We start from the raw sequence: 16,135 nt of genomic DNA, 5'->3' as shown, positions 1-16,135 counted from the left end.
ATATCCGTGTATTACGCCCACCAGTGAGCAATTTGCCACGCCAACCGCGCGGCGAGCTTTGCCCCCTGCCCCTCGCGATCAAAACGCGGGCTAAACTCCACCAGATCCACCGCCTGCAGCTTGCCACTGCGGCAAATCGGTTCGATTACCCGTAGCAGATCCCGCGCGGGCACGCCCAGCGCTGCCTGCGCCGATACCGCAGGCATCTCGCCGGCGGGCAGCACATCGAGATCGAGCGTCAGATAGAGACGATCTGCCTGCTGAATCAGGTTTGACACGGCGTCTGACGCCGCGTGCTGAAAATCAAGATCTTCTACCACTGTTACCTTCAGACGAGCCGCTTCGTCCCACAGTGCCTGGGTGTTCGCTGCCCGACTGGCACCCAGGCAGGCATAGACAAAATCGCGCTGCTGCGCCTCGCAGTAACGGGCCAGCTGGCGAAACGGCGTACCCGAGGTCGCGCGGCTTGCCTGGCGTAAATCGAGATGGGCGTCGAGATTCACAATCACCACTCGCTCATTGGGGAAGGCGTCCAGCACCCCTTTGCCGTGACCCCAGGCGGTTTCGTGTCCTCCCCCCAGCACCAGAGTGCGCATTCCCGCCTGCTGGCAGGTGGTCACTGCCTCACTGAGCGCCTGCTGTGCCGCTTCCAGCGCATCGGCTTCTACGGTGATATTCCCCAGATCGGTCAGACGCTCGTGACCGCCATAGCTCGCCATATTGGCCAGCGCGGCACGCAGGACGTCTGGCCCCTCTGCTGCGCCCGGCCTGCCCTGATTGCGTTTAACCCCGGCATCACAGCAAAAACCCAACAGCGCAATCCCCTCCCGGCCTGGCTGGAAAGTCGGGCTCTGCTGCACGGTTTGAAACAGGCGCAGCGCGTTGCTGGCCTCGGCACGATCGTCGCGCCCTTGCCAGATATCCGGGGAAACAGGCTGCCAGAGCTTCATTGTATTTGTCCTCTGAATATCCTCTGCCAGAGCGGGTTACGGCCAGGTTCGTAGATCATTTCAACGGGGCTTTCAGCGTCCCAGATAGCCAGATCGGCTTTATATCCAGCTTTCAGCTGACCCTGTGTGGAACCACGCCCTAACGCCTGGGCGGCATTTCGCGTCACGCCTGCCCAGGCTTCTTCCGGGGTCAGGCCAAACTGGACGCAGGCCATGTTCATGGCCAGATGCAGGCTGGCGAAAGGGCTGGTACCCGGGTTGTAATCCGTGGCGACGGCCATGGGAACGCCGTGCTGGCGCAGCCGCTCGACAGGGGGACGCTGACGCTCCTGCAGAAAATAGAATGCTCCCGGAAGCAACACGGCGACGGTGCCGCTTTGCGCCATCGCCGCCACGCCGGCTTCGTCCAGATACTCGATATGATCCGCTGACCAGCCGTGATAGCGGCTCACCAGCGCCGTACCACCCAGATTCGACAACTGCTCGACATGGCCTTTTACCGGGATCCCAAGCCGCTGTGCCGCCTGGAACAGCCGCTCAGTTTGCGCAGGGGTGAAACCGACCGTTTCACAGAAAACATCAACCGCCTCGAAAAGCTGTTTTCGCCATAGCGTGGGGAGCGTGTGCTGACAGATGTGGTCAATCCAACCGTCGGGATGCTGGCGATATTCCTGCGGAACCGCGTGGGCCGCCAGCAGCGTTGGGCTGATTTCAATGGGATGATGTTGAGCGAGCCGTTGCGCCACGCGCAGGAGCTTCTCTTCGGCTTCATCGTTCAGACCGTACCCCGATTTGATCTCAAGCGTCGTTACGCCTTCGCGCATCATGCGCACAAGTCGCGCCTGCGCAAGCTGGAAGAGCGCCTCCGGCGTGCTGTTGCGGGTCGCGGTCACAGTGGCATTAATCCCGCCGCCCTGTGCGCTGATGGTTTGGTAAGAGACGCCGTTCAGGCGCTGCTCCCACTCCGCCGCACGATTGCCGCCAAAGATTAGGTGGGTATGACAGTCGATTAAGCCCGGCGTGACCAGCCGCCCCTGCATATCATGCTGTCCAGGCAGATGAGCCGGCAGGTCAGCGTCGGGGATCAGCGCCAGAATCGTTTCGCCGCGGAGGATTAACGCCTGCTTTTCCATCAGGCCATAAGGGGCTGGCTTATCGGGATCCAGGGTAGCGAGGCGCGCGTTACGCAAGATGACGTCGTCAGGATGAAGTTGCAACATCAGGCTTCCACTTGTCATGGGTTGTATAGACATTTATTTTCATTCCCGCCCCTCTGTCAATCGCCTTTACCGATATTGTTATCAGTTTGTGACGATTTTCCCGCTAAGCCTGGGAATAAAAAGTCAATTTTTGCCGTTTCATCTTCCCGTTTCGCCCAACTTAGTATAAAAAAGCAGGCTATTTCCGTTATCCCCATTTGATTCGCACAGCAAGGAGCTTTCCCTTGAATATTTCCAGCCACTACCGTCTGGCGCTGGCACTGGCTTTTGGCGTGACCTTGTCCGCATGTAGCTCAACGCCACCAGACCAGCTTCCGTCTGAGCAGGCGGCCCCTGGCACCGCTTCCCGTCCTGTTCTCTCTGCTGAAGAAGCGAAGAACTTCCAGCAGGCGCGCTATTTCACCGCCATGAATCCTGATGCCGCGCCGTGGAAGCCGTATGCCATTCGTCTGCCAGCACAACCGAATTTCGTGGTAGGCCCGGCGGGAACTCAGGGGGTGACTCATACCTCTGTTCAGGCCGCCGTTGACGCTGCCATTGCCAAACACAGCAGCTCTCGTCAGTACATCGCCATCATGCCTGGCGAGTACGAAGGGACCGTCTATGTTCCGGCTGCGCCGGGCAGCGTGACGCTCTACGGTATGGGTGAAAAACCTGCTGATGTGAAAATTGGCCTGCCGATCGATTCTGAAATCGACACCGCCACCTGGCGCCATCTGGTGAATCCGGGCGGTAAATACATGCCAGGTAAACCGGCGTGGTATATGTTTGATCGCTGCCAGAGCAAGCAAAGCGCCACCGTTGGCGTGATGTGCTCTGCGGTATTCTGGTCACAGAACAATGGCCTGCAGCTGCAAAACCTGACCATCGAAAACAATCTGGGCGACAGCGTAGATGCAGGTAATCACCAGGCCGTGGCGCTGCGTAGCGATGGCGACCAGGTGCAGATCGATAAGGTGAACATTCTGGGTCGCCAGAACACCTTCTTTGTGACCAATAGCGGTGTGCAAAATACGCTGCAGAACACCCGCCTGACCCGTACGCTGGTGACCAATAGCTATATTGAAGGTGACGTAGATATCGTTGCAGGCCGTGGCGCCGTCGTGTTTGATAACACCGACTTCCGCGTGGTGAATTCCCGTACCCAAAAAGAGGGTTACGTCTTTGCCCCAGCCACCCTGTCGAACATGTTCTATGGCTTCCTGGCGGTAAATAGTCGCTTTACGGCTGCCGGGGACGGCGTCGCGCAGCTCGGCCGCGCTCTGGATGCCGATGCCAACTCGAATGGCCAGGTCGTCATTCGCGATAGCGTCATCAATGAAGGCTTCAACATGGCGAAACCCTGGGCTAATGCGGCGATCTCTCAGCGCCCTTATGCTGGCAACACGGGTACCGTTGATGATAAAGGCAATGTACAGCGCAACCTGAACGACGCTAACTTCAATCGCATGTGGGAATACAACAACCGCGGTGTAGGTAGCAAGATCGTCGCCGAACCGAAGCAGTAACGGCGCTATTAGCAAAAAGGGGGAGCAACTCCCCCTTTATGCTGCGCCTGGAAGCGTCAGGCAACCGTCTGTAGATACGCGTCCAGCAGTTGCAGTATCGCAACCATGAGTTGCAGGATCAGAATACACCATCCTGTAAAGCTCATTCGCCACTCCTTTGGTCAGGAGCACTACCACTGACTTACCTTTCCGCTGCCTGTCGCCAGTGGGTGTTGGTGCTTGCTGATGTGCTCCACAGCTAAGGCACTGACGGCACCACCCGCCAGCCAGGACTTAAAAAGGTGCCTGTTTTGCGGATCTGCTACACATCTCACCAACCCAGCGATTGTAGCGATAAATATCTGTATATAAAAACAGTCCAGCTCAAAATCAGAATTCATCAAGCTCATTGAAAAAATAGTAATCAATTCAATTCAGTAGCACCCACACCTGCTTTTAGCGCCTGGCTTGCACTATTTTACTTTACTCACTCATGAGACTACGATGACCGGGTTGGTATTTGCTGATGTGCACATCCGGCCACCACCGGGTATAAAAAAACCTCGCACTGGCGAGGTTTTTTTATTGCGACGTTCTAACGCGTTACTGCGCGTTAACCACTACCCACATTGGGCCCTGGCCGACGGCATAGCGTCCTTTCTCTTCCAGCAGCCCCTGCTCACCCTGAATTTCATACAGCGCAATGTGATGCGATTTCTGCCCCGCCGCGATCAGGTACTTGCCCGTGTGATCGATATTGAAGCCACGCGGCTGAGTTTCCGTCGGCTGGAAACCTTCCACGGCCAGCACGCTGCCATCTTCAGACACGCTGAAGATGGTGATCAGGCTGGACGTACGGTCACAGGCATAGAGGTGACGTCCATCCGGTGTGATGTGGATATCGGCCGCCCAGCGGGTATCGGTAAAATCTGCAGGCATCATATCCAGCGTCTGGATACATTCGATATTGCCGTGGGCATCACTCAGCGCCCAGACGTCTACCGAGCCGTTCAGCTCGTTCACCACATAAGCGAACTTCTGATTCGGGTGGAAGACCATATGACGCGGGCCTGCACCTTCCACAGTGGTCACTTCCGCCGGATTTTGTGCCGCCAGTTTACCGTCGTCACCCAGGGTGAAAAGACAGATTCGATCCTGCTTCAGCGCCGGCACCCACAGCGTTTTATTATCTGGTGAGATATTGGCAGAGTGGCAACCTTCCAGCCCATCAACCATGTCTACGCTTTCGCCCGGGATACCGTTGTTCAGGCGCGTCACGCTGACGCAACCGGCGTTATAGGAGCCGCTAAAGATGAAGCGCCCTTCCAGGTCAGTGGAGATATGCGTCGGGCTGCCCGGCAGTGCCGCTTCGGCGGTATAGGTAAGAGCACCATCTTCAGGTGCAATACGGTAGGCCAGCACGCGGAATTCCGGACGCACACCCACGTACAGGAAACGTTTATCCGGACTGATTACCATCGGCTGAACCTGCCCCGGCACATCGACAACCTGAACAAGGGTGAGTGACCCTTCAGGGTTCAGACGCCAGACATGGATCTGTTGGCTTTCAGGACTGGCGGTATAAACGGTTTGTTTCATGAATGCTCCTTCCTCACTGCGCGTGAAAGTAATGTACAAGGATGATCGTTTAACGGTAGATGCTGAATTTTAGCCAGGAATTTTGCAGCGATCGTCTCGCGGTGTACCATCTCAGCAATCTGTTTTTCATCATTAACCGGAATAACAAATGACCTCTCGCGTGATTGCACTGGATTTAGACGGTACGTTACTTACCCCGCAAAAAACCCTGCTCCCCTCTTCGCTCGAAGCGCTACAACGCGCGCGCGAAGCGGGTTATCAACTCATTATTGTGACGGGTCGTCATCACGTTGCTATTCATCCTTTTTATCAGGCACTGGCTTTAGATACACCTGCAATTTGTTGTAATGGCACTTATTTGTATGATTATCATGCAAAAAAGGTTCTCGAATCGGATCCGCTCCCGGTTGCGCAGGCACAACAGCTGATTACACTGCTTGATGAACATAACGTTCACGGTCTGATGTACGTTGACGAAGCCATGCTGTATGAGCGCCCTACCGGCCACGTGATTCGCACCCGCGCCTGGGCGCAATCTCTGCCAGAGGCGCAACGCCCGGTGTTTACGCAGGTAGCTTCGCTGGCGCAGGCGGCCCGGGAGGTCTCTGCGATCTGGAAATTTGCCCTGACCGATGAAGACACCAGCAAGCTGAATGATTTTGCTAAACTCGTTGAAAACACGCTGGGGCTGGAGTGCGAGTGGTCCTGGCACGATCAGGTGGATATTGCCCGCAAAGGCAACAGCAAAGGTAAGCGCCTGACGCAGTATGTCGAGTCCCTGGGCTGGTCGATGCAGGATGTTATTGCCTTTGGCGATAATTATAACGACATCAGCATGTTAGAAGCTGCAGGCACCGGTGTGGCGATGGGCAATGCGGACGAGGCGGTGAAGGCGCGCGCCAACGTCGTTATCGGCGATAACACGCGCGACAGCATCGCCCAGTTTATTTACAGCAACCTGATTTGATCAGGTTGTAATCGACACGCTCTTAATCTGCGCGTACAGCCACAGGCCAGGCTTAATGCTAAGTTCATCCCTTGCCCAGGGGCTGATACGCGCCCAGAGCGTCTTACCGGCAATCTCCAGCTGCACTTCTACCTGCCCGTTATCGTCATAGCATTGGGCGACTTTTGCTCGCAGGATATTACGAATACTGCTCTGTACCGGCGGCTGCAGTACCAGCGAGACGTCTGAAGCCTGAATGCGGATGCGCAAATTGGCCTGTAGCGGTTTATCTAGCTTATTCACCCAGAGGTGTTGATCGCCCAGCGCCAGCGCGGTCATGGCATAGTGCGGGTGATGTTCAAGAACGCTGACCCTCAGAATGCTGCTCTGCTGTTCTGCCGGCAACCATGGATGCATGACGCTACTGCCCCACACCTCCTCCAGAGGACCAAACGCCTTCACGTTACCGTTTTCCAGCACCAGCACGTTATCGGCCAGGTGGAGGATCTCCTCCAGCGAGTGGCTGACGTAGAGCATTGGAATATTGATTTCACGCGCCAGTCGCTGCAGATAGGGTAGCAGTTCGCGCTTACGCGGAATATCGAGAGAGGCCAGCGGCTCGTCCAGCAGGAGCAGTTCCGGCGCGGTGAGCAGTGCGCGACCGATGGCCACACGCTGTTTTTCGCCGCCCGACAAAGAGGAGGGTAGACGGTCGAGCAGGTGCTCAATTCCCAGCAGCGCAACCAGTTTATCGAACTGTCCGGCCATGCTTTTCGCCATGCCGTAGCGCAGATTACCCCGAACCTTATAGTGCGGAAAGAGCCGGGCATCCTGGAAAACGTACCCAATACGGCGCTTATCCGGTGACAACCAGATACGCTGTTCTGCGTCATTGAGCACCCGATCATTCAGCACAATGCGCCCGCTCTGAGGTCGTGTCAGGCCGCTGATGGCGTTAATCAGCGAGGTTTTGCCCGCCCCCGACACACCAAAAATCGCCGTAATACCCCGTGCTGGCAGGGTTTCGTTGATGGTCAGACAGTGTTCGTCCAGCGTCTGGCTAAAATTGAGTTCCAGCATTTCAGTTCCCCATCCGTTCACGGCTCAAACGTGCCAGCCATTCCGACACCAGCAGCGAGACGATAGCCAGCACAATGGAGATAATACAGAGTCGCGCGGCGGCGCCTTCGCCACCTGGCGTCTGGATTAAGGTATACATGGCAGACGGCAGCGTGCGGGTTTCACCAGGAATATTGGAAACGAAAGTGATGGTGGCACCAAACTCGCCCAGCGAACGCGCAAAGGCCAGTACCGTGCCGACGATAATTCCGGGCAGGGTCAGGGGGAGCGTGATGGTGAATAAAACTCGCCAGCGTCCGGCCCCCAGAGTACAGGCGGCCTGCTCCAGTTTACGATCCACCCCCTCCAGCGCCAGACGGATGGCGCGGACCATCAACGGGAAGGACATCACCGCCGCCGCCAGCACCGCACCGCGCCAGCTGAAGGCGAAGGTCAGCCCAAACCAGTCATATAGCCATTCACCAATGATGCCGCGTCGGCCCATCGCAATGAGCAGTAAATAGCCCACAACCACGGGCGGCAGCACCAGCGGCAGATGGATCAGGCTATCGAGAAGCGCCTTACCGGGAAAGGTGCAGCGAACCAGTAGCCAGGCAAAGAAGATCCCAAAGGGCAGACTAAACACAACCGCGAGGGAGGAGACTTTCAGGCTCAGCAGCACGGCCTGCCATTCGGGATCGGTCAAAATCATTCGTGAGTCGTAAATCCATAGCGTTTAAAGATTGCCGACGCCTGCGGCCCTTTCAGATAATCGTAAAAGGCGCTGACCGTCGCGTTTTTATGTCCATCAACGATGGCAACAGGATATTCCACTTTTTTGTGCGAGTCTTCCGGGAAGGTCCCGACGACTTTTACCCCTTTACCGGCAACGGCATCGGAGCCATAAACAATGCCCAGCGGCGCTTCGTTACGCTCCACCAGCGCCAGTGCGCCACGAACATCTTCCGCCGGCGCCAGCTTTGGCGAAAGCGTATCCCATGCGCCCAGTTTCTGCAGCGCCTCTTTCGCGTAGATACCCGCAGGAACATGTTCCGGATCGCCAACCGCCAGACGTCCGTCTTTCAGCAGGCTGGTCCAGGGCGTCTCTTTATTGATTGTCATTTCGCCTTGTGGGCTTGTTTTAGGCGCCACGACGACCAGGCTGTTCCCCAGTAACGTTGTCCGACTGGCGGTGTCGATTGATTTCTTCTGCACCGCATAGTCCATCCATTTCTGATCCGCAGAGATAAAGAGATCCGCTGGCGCGCCCGCCTCAATCTGGCGGGCCAGCGTTGAGGAAGAGGCAAAGGATGAAACCACCTCGACGTTTTTCTCTTTTTTATACTCAGCAGCAATATCCTGCATGGCATTCGTTAGCGAAGCGGCAGCGAAAACGGTAATTTTACCTTCGTCTGCCAGTGCATGTCCGCTTACGGTTAATACCAGCGCTGCCCCTGCGAAAAAGCCTAAGCCTGTACGTGCCATCTGTAACTCCTTTTGCATGTCGTTATATACTTAAGAATATAACGATTGCCACAGGGTTTTCCCAGCCTTAAATCGTACCGCTTAATGAGTAAATGAGTGTGATGCTAAAGATAATATCGGCGTGGAAGAGGCAAACTTGAGAGCAAAACGCCCGGACAAGCCGGGCGTTTTAACGGGAATTAATGCTGTTTTTTAGGCTGCTTTCTGTGTCCGATGTTGGAAAACACGTTGAACACTTCACCCAGGCCGTAGATTGCACCGAGGATGATAGCCATCACCACTGGTACCATGATCACGGCGAACACCAGACTTTTCAACAACTCTAACATGGGTTTCTCCAGACAATGTGAATTGCCATATTCTAACCGTTAAAGCGAGAAATACATCCCCTTTTGTGCGGTACAGTTTGCGACTCCCCTGAATTGCGTCACAATACGCTTTTTGCCAGGACACTGTTATGCAGGCCGAAATTCTTCTCACCCTACGTCTTCAGCAAAAACTTTTTGCCGATCCACGCCGTATTGCTCTGCTTAAACAGATAGCGCAAACCGGCTCTATTAGCCAGGGCGCGAAGAATGCGGGGATCAGTTATAAAAGTGCCTGGGATGCCATCAATGAGATGAACGCCCTGAGCGAGCAGATGCTGGTTGAACGCGCCACCGGCGGTAAAGGCGGCGGCGGGGCCCATCTTACGCGCTATGGTCAACGCTTAATTGAGCTTTATGAACTGCTGGGGCAGATCCAGCAAAAAGCCTTTGACGTGCTGAGCCATGACGATGCCCTGCCTCTCGATAGCCTTCTTGCCGCCATTTCACGCTTCTCACTGCAGACCAGCGCCCGCAATCAATGGTTTGGCACCGTTACCGCTCGCGATCGCGATCCTGTCCAGCAGCATGTGGCGATTTTACTCGCGGATGGCACCACGCGGCTGAAGGTGGCTATTACGGCCCAGAGTGGCAAACGCCTGGCTCTGGAGGAAGGAAAGGAGGTGCTGGTGTTGCTAAAAGCACCCTGGGTCAATATCACCCGGGATCCGACAGACGCGCTTCAGGCCGATAATCAGCTTCAGGGCGTCGTCACCCATATTGACCGGGGTGATGAACAGTGCGAAGTGCTGATGGCGCTGCCCGATGGTCAGACCCTTTGCGCCACGCTGCCTCACTCCCAGGCAGTGAATCTAGAGGAAGGTACTGAGGTGACCGCATATTTTAATGCTGACCGGGTGATTATCGCCACGTTGTGCTAAGCGCATTGACATTCGTCTTCCCAATGAGTATCCCTGAGGGTAATTGCTGCACAAAACGGGATACATCATGTCATCATTGCAAATTTCGCAAGGCACGTTTCGTCTTAGCGATAGACGTAAACTTACTCTTGCCGATTTCACGCTCAACGCTGGCGAAAGCTGGGCTTTTGTTGGCAGTAACGGCAGCGGTAAATCTGCTCTGGCACGCGCGCTGGCAGGCGAGCTGACGCAGCTGCAAGGCGAGAGACGTTCTACCTTTACCCGTCTGACACGTCTCTCCTTCGAACAGTTGCAAAAGCTGGTCAGTGACGAGTGGCAGCGTAACAATACCGATCTCCTCAGCCCTGGCGAAGAGGATACCGGCCGCACCACTGCCGAGATTATTCAGGATGAGGTTAAAGACGAGGCGCGCTGCCGCCTGCTGGCCGAGCAATTTGGGATAACGGCGCTTCTGGAACGCCGCTTCAAATACCTCTCCACGGGCGAAACCCGCAAGACCCTTCTCTGTCAGGCCCTGATGGCCGAGCCGGAACTGTTGATTCTGGATGAACCCTTTGACGGCCTGGACGTGAAATCACGCGAACAGCTTGCCCTTCTGCTGGCCTCGCTGAATCAGCAGGGGTACACCATCGTGCTGGTGCTCAATCGCTTTGATGAAATCCCGGCCTTTGTGCAATTTGCGGGCGTGCTGGCCGATTGCACCCTGACCGACGTCGGCGCGAAAGCCGAGCTCCTGCAACAGGCCCTGATTGCCCAGCTGGCACACAGTGAGAATCTGAACAATCTGACACTGCCCGAACCGGACGCCCCTGCAGCCCGCCAGGAGCTGGCGCACGATCGACCACGCATTGTGCTCAATCACGGCGTCGTCTCTTATAACGACCGCCCTATCCTCAACGACCTCAGCTGGACGGTAAACCCCGGTGAACACTGGCAGATAACCGGGCCAAACGGTGCCGGTAAATCAACCCTGCTCAGCCTGATTACCGGCGATCATCCGCAGGGCTACAGCAACGATCTCACCCTGTTTGGCCGCCGCCGCGGTAGCGGTGAGACCATCTGGGATATCAAAAAGCATATCGGCTATGTCAGCAGCAGCCTGCATCTGGATTACCGCGTCAGCACCACGGTGCGCAACGTGATTCTGTCGGGTTATTTTGACTCCATTGGCATTTATCAGGCGGTATCTGACAGGCAGCACAAGCTGGCACAGTCATGGCTCGATATTCTTGGTATGGATAACCGGGTGGCGGATGCCCCGTTCAGCAGCCTCTCCTGGGGGCAGCAGCGGCTGGCGTTGATTGTCCGCGCGCTGGTTAAACACCCTACCTTGCTGATTCTGGATGAACCCTTACAGGGGCTGGATCCGCTGAACCGCCAGTTAATTCGCCGCTTTGTCGATATCCTTATCAGCGAAGGGGAAACGCAGTTGCTGTTTGTTTCTCATCATGCGGAAGATGCACCCTCCTGTATTACTCACCGGCTGGAGTTTGTGCCGGATGGCGAGAGCTATCGCTACGCCATTGGTCCGGTCTGACCCCCTCTTCCAGGGGGGCACTGCCCCCTGCTTTTTCAGATAACCTGCATCAATACAAACCTATCTTATTGATTTACAATCGTCTGAACGACAGCAGAACGGTGAAAACGCAGCAGTGTAAACGATTCCACTATTTTATCCCATGTCACACTTTTTGCGTCTCTGTTATGCTATGTTTATTACATACCATAAGCCTAATGGAGCGATATATGCGAGTTCTGGTAACAGGTGGTAGCGGTTACATAGGAAGTCATACCTGTGTGCAACTGCTGCAAAACGGCCACGATGTCATCATCCTCGATAATCTGTGCAACAGTAAGCGCAGCGTGCTGCCCGTGATTGAGCGTCTGGGTGGCAAACAGCCCTCCTTCGTGGAAGGTGATATCCGCAACGAAGCGCTGATGACCGAAATTCTTCACGATCACGCCATCGATACGGTGATCCATTTTGCCGGCCTGAAAGCGGTGGGTGAATCCGTGTCAAAGCCGCTGGAGTATTACGATAACAACGTCAACGGCACTCTGCGCCTGGTTTCAGCCATGCGCGCTGCCGGCGTGAAGAACTTTATCTTTAGCTCCTCTGCTACCGTTTACGGCGACCAGCCAAAAATTCCTTACGTTGAAAGCTTCCCTACGGGTACACCGCAAAGCCCGTATGGCAAAAGCAAGCTGATGGTGGAGCAGATCCTCACTGACCTGCAGAAAGCACAGCCGGAGTGGAGTATCGCCCTATTGCGCTATTTCAACCCGGTCGGCGCCCATCCGTCTGGAGATATGGGTGAAGATCCGCAGGGTATTCCAAATAACCTGATGCCGTATATCGCGCAGGTTGCCGTAGGTCGTCGCGATTCGCTGGCGGTGTTTGGTAATGACTACCCTACCCCGGACGGAACCGGCGTGCGTGATTACATCCACGTCATGGATCTGGCCGATGGCCACGTCGCTGCCATGCAGCAGCTTGCCGGAAAACCGGGCGTACATATCTACAACCTCGGTGCGGGTGTGGGCAGCAGCGTGCTGGACGTGGTTAATGCCTTCAGCAATGCCTGCGGCAAACCGGTGAACTACCACTTCGCCCCGCGGCGCGAAGGCGACCTGCCAGCCTACTGGGCAGACGCGACCAAAGCAGATAAAGAGCTTAACTGGCGTGTTTCTCGCACGCTTGATGAAATGGCACAGGATACCTGGCGCTGGCAGTCTCGCCACCCCCAGGGGTATCCAGACTAAGGATCTGTCATGACCCAATTTAATCCCGTCGATCATCCGCATCGTCGCTATAACCCGTTAACCGGGCAATGGATTCTGGTTTCCCCGCATCGCGCCAAGCGTCCCTGGCAGGGGGCGCAAGAAACCCCTGCCAAACAGACGCTGCCACAGCACGACCCGGACTGTTTCTTGTGTCCGGGCAATACTCGCGTGACGGGTGATAAAAACCCCGATTACACCGGCACTTACGTTTTCACGAACGACTTTGCCGCCCTGATGACCGATACCCCTGACGCGCCGCAGAGTGACGACCCGCTGCTGCGCTGTGAAAGTGCACGCGGTACCAGCCGGGTGATCTGTTTTTCCCCCGATCACAGCAAAACGCTGCCCGAACTCAGCGTAGAGGCCCTGTCTGAGGTGGTCAAAACCTGGCAGGCGCAGACCGCCGAGCTGGGTCAGACGTATCCCTGGGTACAGGTCTTTGAAAATAAAGGTGCGGCGATGGGTTGCTCCAATCCCCATCCGCACGGTCAGGTGTGGGCGAATAGCTTCCTGCCTAACGAGGTTGAACGCGAAGATCGCCTGCAGAAAACCTATTATTCAGAGCAGAACAGCCCAATGCTGCTGGACTATGTTCAGCGCGAACTGGCCGACGGCAGCCGTACCGTTGTGGAAACCGAACACTGGCTGGCAGTGGTGCCTTACTGGGCAGCATGGCCATTCGAAACCCTGCTGCTGCCTAAGACGCACGTCCTGCGCATTACCGAACTCAGTGAGGAACAACGCAGCGATTTAGCGCTGGCGCTGAAAAAACTGACCAGCCGTTACGATAACCTGTTCCAGTGCTCTTTCCCGTACTCCATGGGCTGGCACGGCGCACCTTTCAACGGCGAAGAGAACGCGCACTGGCAACTGCACGCCCATTTCTATCCGCCACTGCTGCGCTCGGCAACCGTGCGCAAATTTATGGTGGGTTATGAGATGCTGGCGGAAACCCAGCGTGACCTGACAGCAGAACAGGCCGCAGAACGCCTGCGTGCAGTGAGTGATGTCCATTTTCGCGAATCTGGAGAATAACAATGAGTCTGAAAGAGAACACCCAAGCCCTGTTTGCTGAAAAATTTGGCTATCCGGCCACTCACGTCATCCAGGCTCCGGGCCGCGTAAACCTGATCGGTGAGCATACCGACTACAACGACGGTTTTGTCTTGCCCTGCGCCATCGATTACCAGACGGTAATCAGCTGTGCAAAACGTGATGACCAGAAAGTGCGTGTTATTGCGGCCGATTACGATAATCAGAGCGATGAATTTTCCCTCGATGCGCCGATTGTGGCGCATCCGGACCAGCAGTGGTCTAACTATGTTCGTGGCGTAGTGAAACACCTGCAAAAACGTAACAAGGACTTCGCCGGTGCCGACCTGGTGATCAGCGGTAATGTGCCTCAGGGTGCCGGTCTTAGCTCCTCGGCCTCTCTGGAGGTCGCAGTAGGTACTGTTTTCCAGCAGCTTTACCATCTGCCGCTGGACGGGGCGCAAATTGCCCTGAACGGCCAGGAAGCAGAGAACCAGTTCGTAGGCTGCAACTGCGGCATTATGGATCAATTGATCTCTGCGCTAGGTAAAAAGGATCATGCCCTGCTGATTGATTGCCGCTCGCTGGGAACCAAAGCCGTTCCTCTGCCAAAAGGCGCGGCGGTGGTGATTATCAACAGTAATTTCAAACGCACTCTGGTGGGCAGCGAATACAACACCCGACGCGAGCAGTGTGAAACCGGCGCTCGCTTCTTCCAGCAGTCCGCGCTGCGTGATGTCTCCCTGGAAGAGTTCAACAAAGTGGCGCACGAACTGGATCCGGTGGTCGCGAAACGTGTACGTCACGTGCTTACCGAGAACGCCCGCACCGTTGAAGCGGCCTCCGCATTGGCCGAGGGTGACCTGAAACGTATGGGTGAGCTAATGGCGGAATCGCATGCCTCAATGCGTGACGACTTTGAGATCACTGTTTCACAAATTGACACCCTGGTGGAGATTGTTAAATCTGCTATCGGCGAACAGGGCGGTGTACGTATGACCGGCGGCGGCTTCGGCGGCTGTATCGTAGCGCTGGTACCTGAAGCCTTAGTGCCTGCGGTGCAAAAAGCGGTTGAAGAGCAGTACGAAGCCAAAACCGGTATCAAAGAGACCTTTTATGTCTGTAATGCCTCACAAGGAGCGGGCCAGTGCTAAATGAAACCCCCACCCTCGCCCCGGATGGACTGCCGTACCGCCTGATCACCCTGCGTAACAATGCGGGTATGGTGGTAACGTTGATGGACTGGGGCGCCACATTACTGTCAGCGCGCGTTCGCATGTCTGACGGCTGCGTACGTGAAACCCTGCTGGGATGCGCGTCACCAGAGCAATATATTACCCAGAACGCCTATCTTGGCGCCTCGGTAGGTCGTTACGCGAACCGTATTGCTAAAAGCAGCTTCGAGCTGGACGGCGTGCGCTATGCGTTGCTCCCAAGCCAGGGAGAGAATCAACTCCATGGCGGCCCGGAGGGCTTCGACAAACGACGCTGGCGCATTGTGCAGCAAAACGACGCGGAAGCCATCTTTGCCCTGGATTCCATCGACGGCGATCAGGGCTTCCCAGGAAATCTCTCTGCCAGCGCCCATTTCCGCCTGACAGAAGATAACCGCATTGCCATTGAATACAGCGCCTCGGTCGATAAACCCTGCCCGGTGAATCTGACTAACCACGCTTACTTCAACCTCGATGGCGATCAGAGCGATGTGCGTCATCACACGCTCCAGCTGCTGGCTGATACCTATCTGCCGGTGGATGAGATGGGCATTCCGCAAGAAGGATTAAAATCCGTCGCGGGCACCAGCTTCGATTTCCGTGATGCAAAGGTTATCGCTCAGGATTTCCTCAGCGACGACCATCAGCGTAAGGTTAAAGGCTACGATCACGCTTTCCTGTTGCAGGCGCAGGGCGACGTCACGCAACCTGCCGCTCACCTCTGGTCGCAAGATAAAAAGCTGCAGATGACGGTTTACACCACTGCCCCTGCCCTGCAGTTCTACTCCGGTAATTACCTGGCGGGTACGCCGGCGCGTGAACACGGCGAATACAGCGACTGGCAGGGCCTGGCGCTGGAGAGCGAACTGTTACCCGACAGTCCGAACCACCCCGAATGGCCGCAGCCAGACTGCGTATTACGCCCTGGCGAAACCTGGCGTAGCCTGACGGAATATCAGTTTATCGCCCACTGATTCTGGCCCTCCTGACGGAGGGCTTTTTTTTGCCCATTTTGCTGAAAATAGCGCCACTTACCGACAAAATCATAACCCTCAATTCACAAGCAGCTTACACTGAGAGACTATTTTCGCTATGGTTAGGGTTAAGGATTGC

16 protein-coding genes are annotated in these 16,135 nt (G+C 55.8%); 8 read left to right on the top strand and 8 right to left on the bottom strand.

The genetic code is table 11. From position 1 onward, the window contains the following. Window positions 1-11 precede the first annotated feature (11 nt). Both hutG and hutI read right to left on the bottom strand, forming a co-directional pair. Complete coding sequence (hutG, locus tag B2Q93_RS11725; RefSeq protein WP_207293259.1) at window positions 12-950, bottom strand: formimidoylglutamase; 939 nt, start codon at window positions 948-950, stop codon at window positions 12-14. Next, window positions 947-2,170, bottom strand: coding sequence for an imidazolonepropionase (gene hutI / locus B2Q93_RS11720; RefSeq protein WP_286933419.1), 1,224 nt, complete (start codon window positions 2,168-2,170; stop codon window positions 947-949). Before hutI ends, hutG begins: the two co-directional genes overlap by 4 nt. A gap of 224 nt (window positions 2,171-2,394) precedes the next feature. Between hutI and B2Q93_RS11715 the strand changes: the two genes are divergently transcribed. Next, on the top strand, window positions 2,395-3,678 hold the full coding sequence (locus B2Q93_RS11715; protein ID WP_286777702.1) for a putative acyl-CoA thioester hydrolase: 1,284 nt from the start codon (window positions 2,395-2,397) through the stop codon (window positions 3,676-3,678). A 56-nt stretch (window positions 3,679-3,734) separates the two neighbouring features. On the opposite strand, the gene B2Q93_RS11710 is transcribed toward B2Q93_RS11715, so the two are convergent. Continuing rightward, window positions 3,735-3,824 carry a hypothetical protein gene (locus tag B2Q93_RS11710; RefSeq protein ID WP_154298954.1) on the bottom strand — a complete coding sequence of 30 codons (90 nt, stop codon included), beginning with the start codon at window positions 3,822-3,824 and terminating at the stop codon, window positions 3,735-3,737. 436 nt (window positions 3,825-4,260) lie between these two features. Next, on the bottom strand, window positions 4,261-5,256 hold the full coding sequence (pgl, locus tag B2Q93_RS11705; protein ID WP_233801266.1) for a 6-phosphogluconolactonase: 996 nt from the start codon (window positions 5,254-5,256) through the stop codon (window positions 4,261-4,263). A gap of 148 nt (window positions 5,257-5,404) precedes the next feature. On the opposite strand from pgl, the gene B2Q93_RS11700 reads away from it, so the two are divergent. Continuing rightward, the gene (locus B2Q93_RS11700) at window positions 5,405-6,223 is read left to right on the top strand and encodes a pyridoxal phosphatase (protein ID WP_233801264.1); all 819 of its coding nucleotides are present in this window, start codon (window positions 5,405-5,407) and stop codon (window positions 6,221-6,223) included. On the opposite strand, the gene modC is transcribed toward B2Q93_RS11700, so the two are convergent. From modC to B2Q93_RS11680, 4 genes are all read right to left on the bottom strand, one after another. Continuing rightward, on the bottom strand, window positions 6,224-7,282 hold the full coding sequence (gene modC / locus B2Q93_RS11695) for a molybdenum ABC transporter ATP-binding protein ModC (RefSeq protein ID WP_233801262.1): 1,059 nt from the start codon (window positions 7,280-7,282) through the stop codon (window positions 6,224-6,226). 1 nt (window position 7,283) lies between these two features. Beyond that, complete coding sequence (modB, locus tag B2Q93_RS11690) at window positions 7,284-7,973, bottom strand: molybdate ABC transporter permease subunit (RefSeq protein WP_046886958.1); 690 nt, start codon at window positions 7,971-7,973, stop codon at window positions 7,284-7,286. Continuing rightward, window positions 7,970-8,746, bottom strand: coding sequence for a molybdate ABC transporter substrate-binding protein (modA, locus tag B2Q93_RS11685; protein ID WP_207293255.1), 777 nt, complete (start codon window positions 8,744-8,746; stop codon window positions 7,970-7,972). Before modA ends, modB begins: the two co-directional genes overlap by 4 nt. A 179-nt stretch (window positions 8,747-8,925) precedes the next feature. Next, window positions 8,926-9,075 (bottom strand): AcrZ family multidrug efflux pump-associated protein, encoded by a 150-nt coding sequence (locus B2Q93_RS11680; protein WP_040076505.1) that lies wholly within the window; start codon window positions 9,073-9,075, stop codon window positions 8,926-8,928. 128 nt (window positions 9,076-9,203) lie between these two features. Here B2Q93_RS11680 and modE point away from each other — a divergent pair, with 128 nt between their 5' ends. The 6 genes from modE to galM all read left to right on the top strand — a co-directional run bounded on the left by modE (window position 9,204) and on the right by galM (window position 15,996). Next, window positions 9,204-9,992 (top strand): molybdenum-dependent transcriptional regulator, encoded by a 789-nt coding sequence (gene modE, locus B2Q93_RS11675; RefSeq protein ID WP_286933107.1) that lies wholly within the window; start codon window positions 9,204-9,206, stop codon window positions 9,990-9,992. A 67-nt stretch (window positions 9,993-10,059) separates the two neighbouring features. Further along, on the top strand, window positions 10,060-11,529 hold the full coding sequence (gene modF / locus B2Q93_RS11670) for a molybdate ABC transporter ATP-binding protein ModF (RefSeq protein ID WP_286933105.1): 1,470 nt from the start codon (window positions 10,060-10,062) through the stop codon (window positions 11,527-11,529). Between the two features lie 209 nt (window positions 11,530-11,738). Then, a complete protein-coding gene (gene galE, locus B2Q93_RS11665; RefSeq protein WP_046886962.1) occupies window positions 11,739-12,755 on the top strand; it encodes a UDP-glucose 4-epimerase GalE in 1,017 nt (338 codons plus the stop codon). 9 nt (window positions 12,756-12,764) lie between these two features. Then, window positions 12,765-13,811, top strand: a complete 1,047-nt coding sequence (galT, locus tag B2Q93_RS11660; RefSeq protein WP_046886963.1) for a galactose-1-phosphate uridylyltransferase — start codon at window positions 12,765-12,767, stop codon at window positions 13,809-13,811. Between the two features lie 2 nt (window positions 13,812-13,813). After that, on the top strand, window positions 13,814-14,962 hold the full coding sequence (gene galK, locus B2Q93_RS11655; protein WP_286933103.1) for a galactokinase: 1,149 nt from the start codon (window positions 13,814-13,816) through the stop codon (window positions 14,960-14,962). Then, the gene (gene galM / locus B2Q93_RS11650; RefSeq protein ID WP_286777697.1) at window positions 14,956-15,996 is read left to right on the top strand and encodes a galactose-1-epimerase; all 1,041 of its coding nucleotides are present in this window, start codon (window positions 14,956-14,958) and stop codon (window positions 15,994-15,996) included. Before galK ends, galM begins: the two co-directional genes overlap by 7 nt. The last annotated feature ends 139 nt before the right edge of the window (window positions 15,997-16,135 follow it).

Origin of the sequence: Leclercia sp. UBA5958 (genome assembly GCF_002430365.1) — a bacterium.
Lineage (GTDB): Bacteria > Pseudomonadota > Gammaproteobacteria > Enterobacterales > Enterobacteriaceae > Enterobacter > Enterobacter pneumoniae.
Note: the sequence above shows the minus strand (reverse complement) of the source record. Positions and strands in the feature narration are given on the sequence as shown.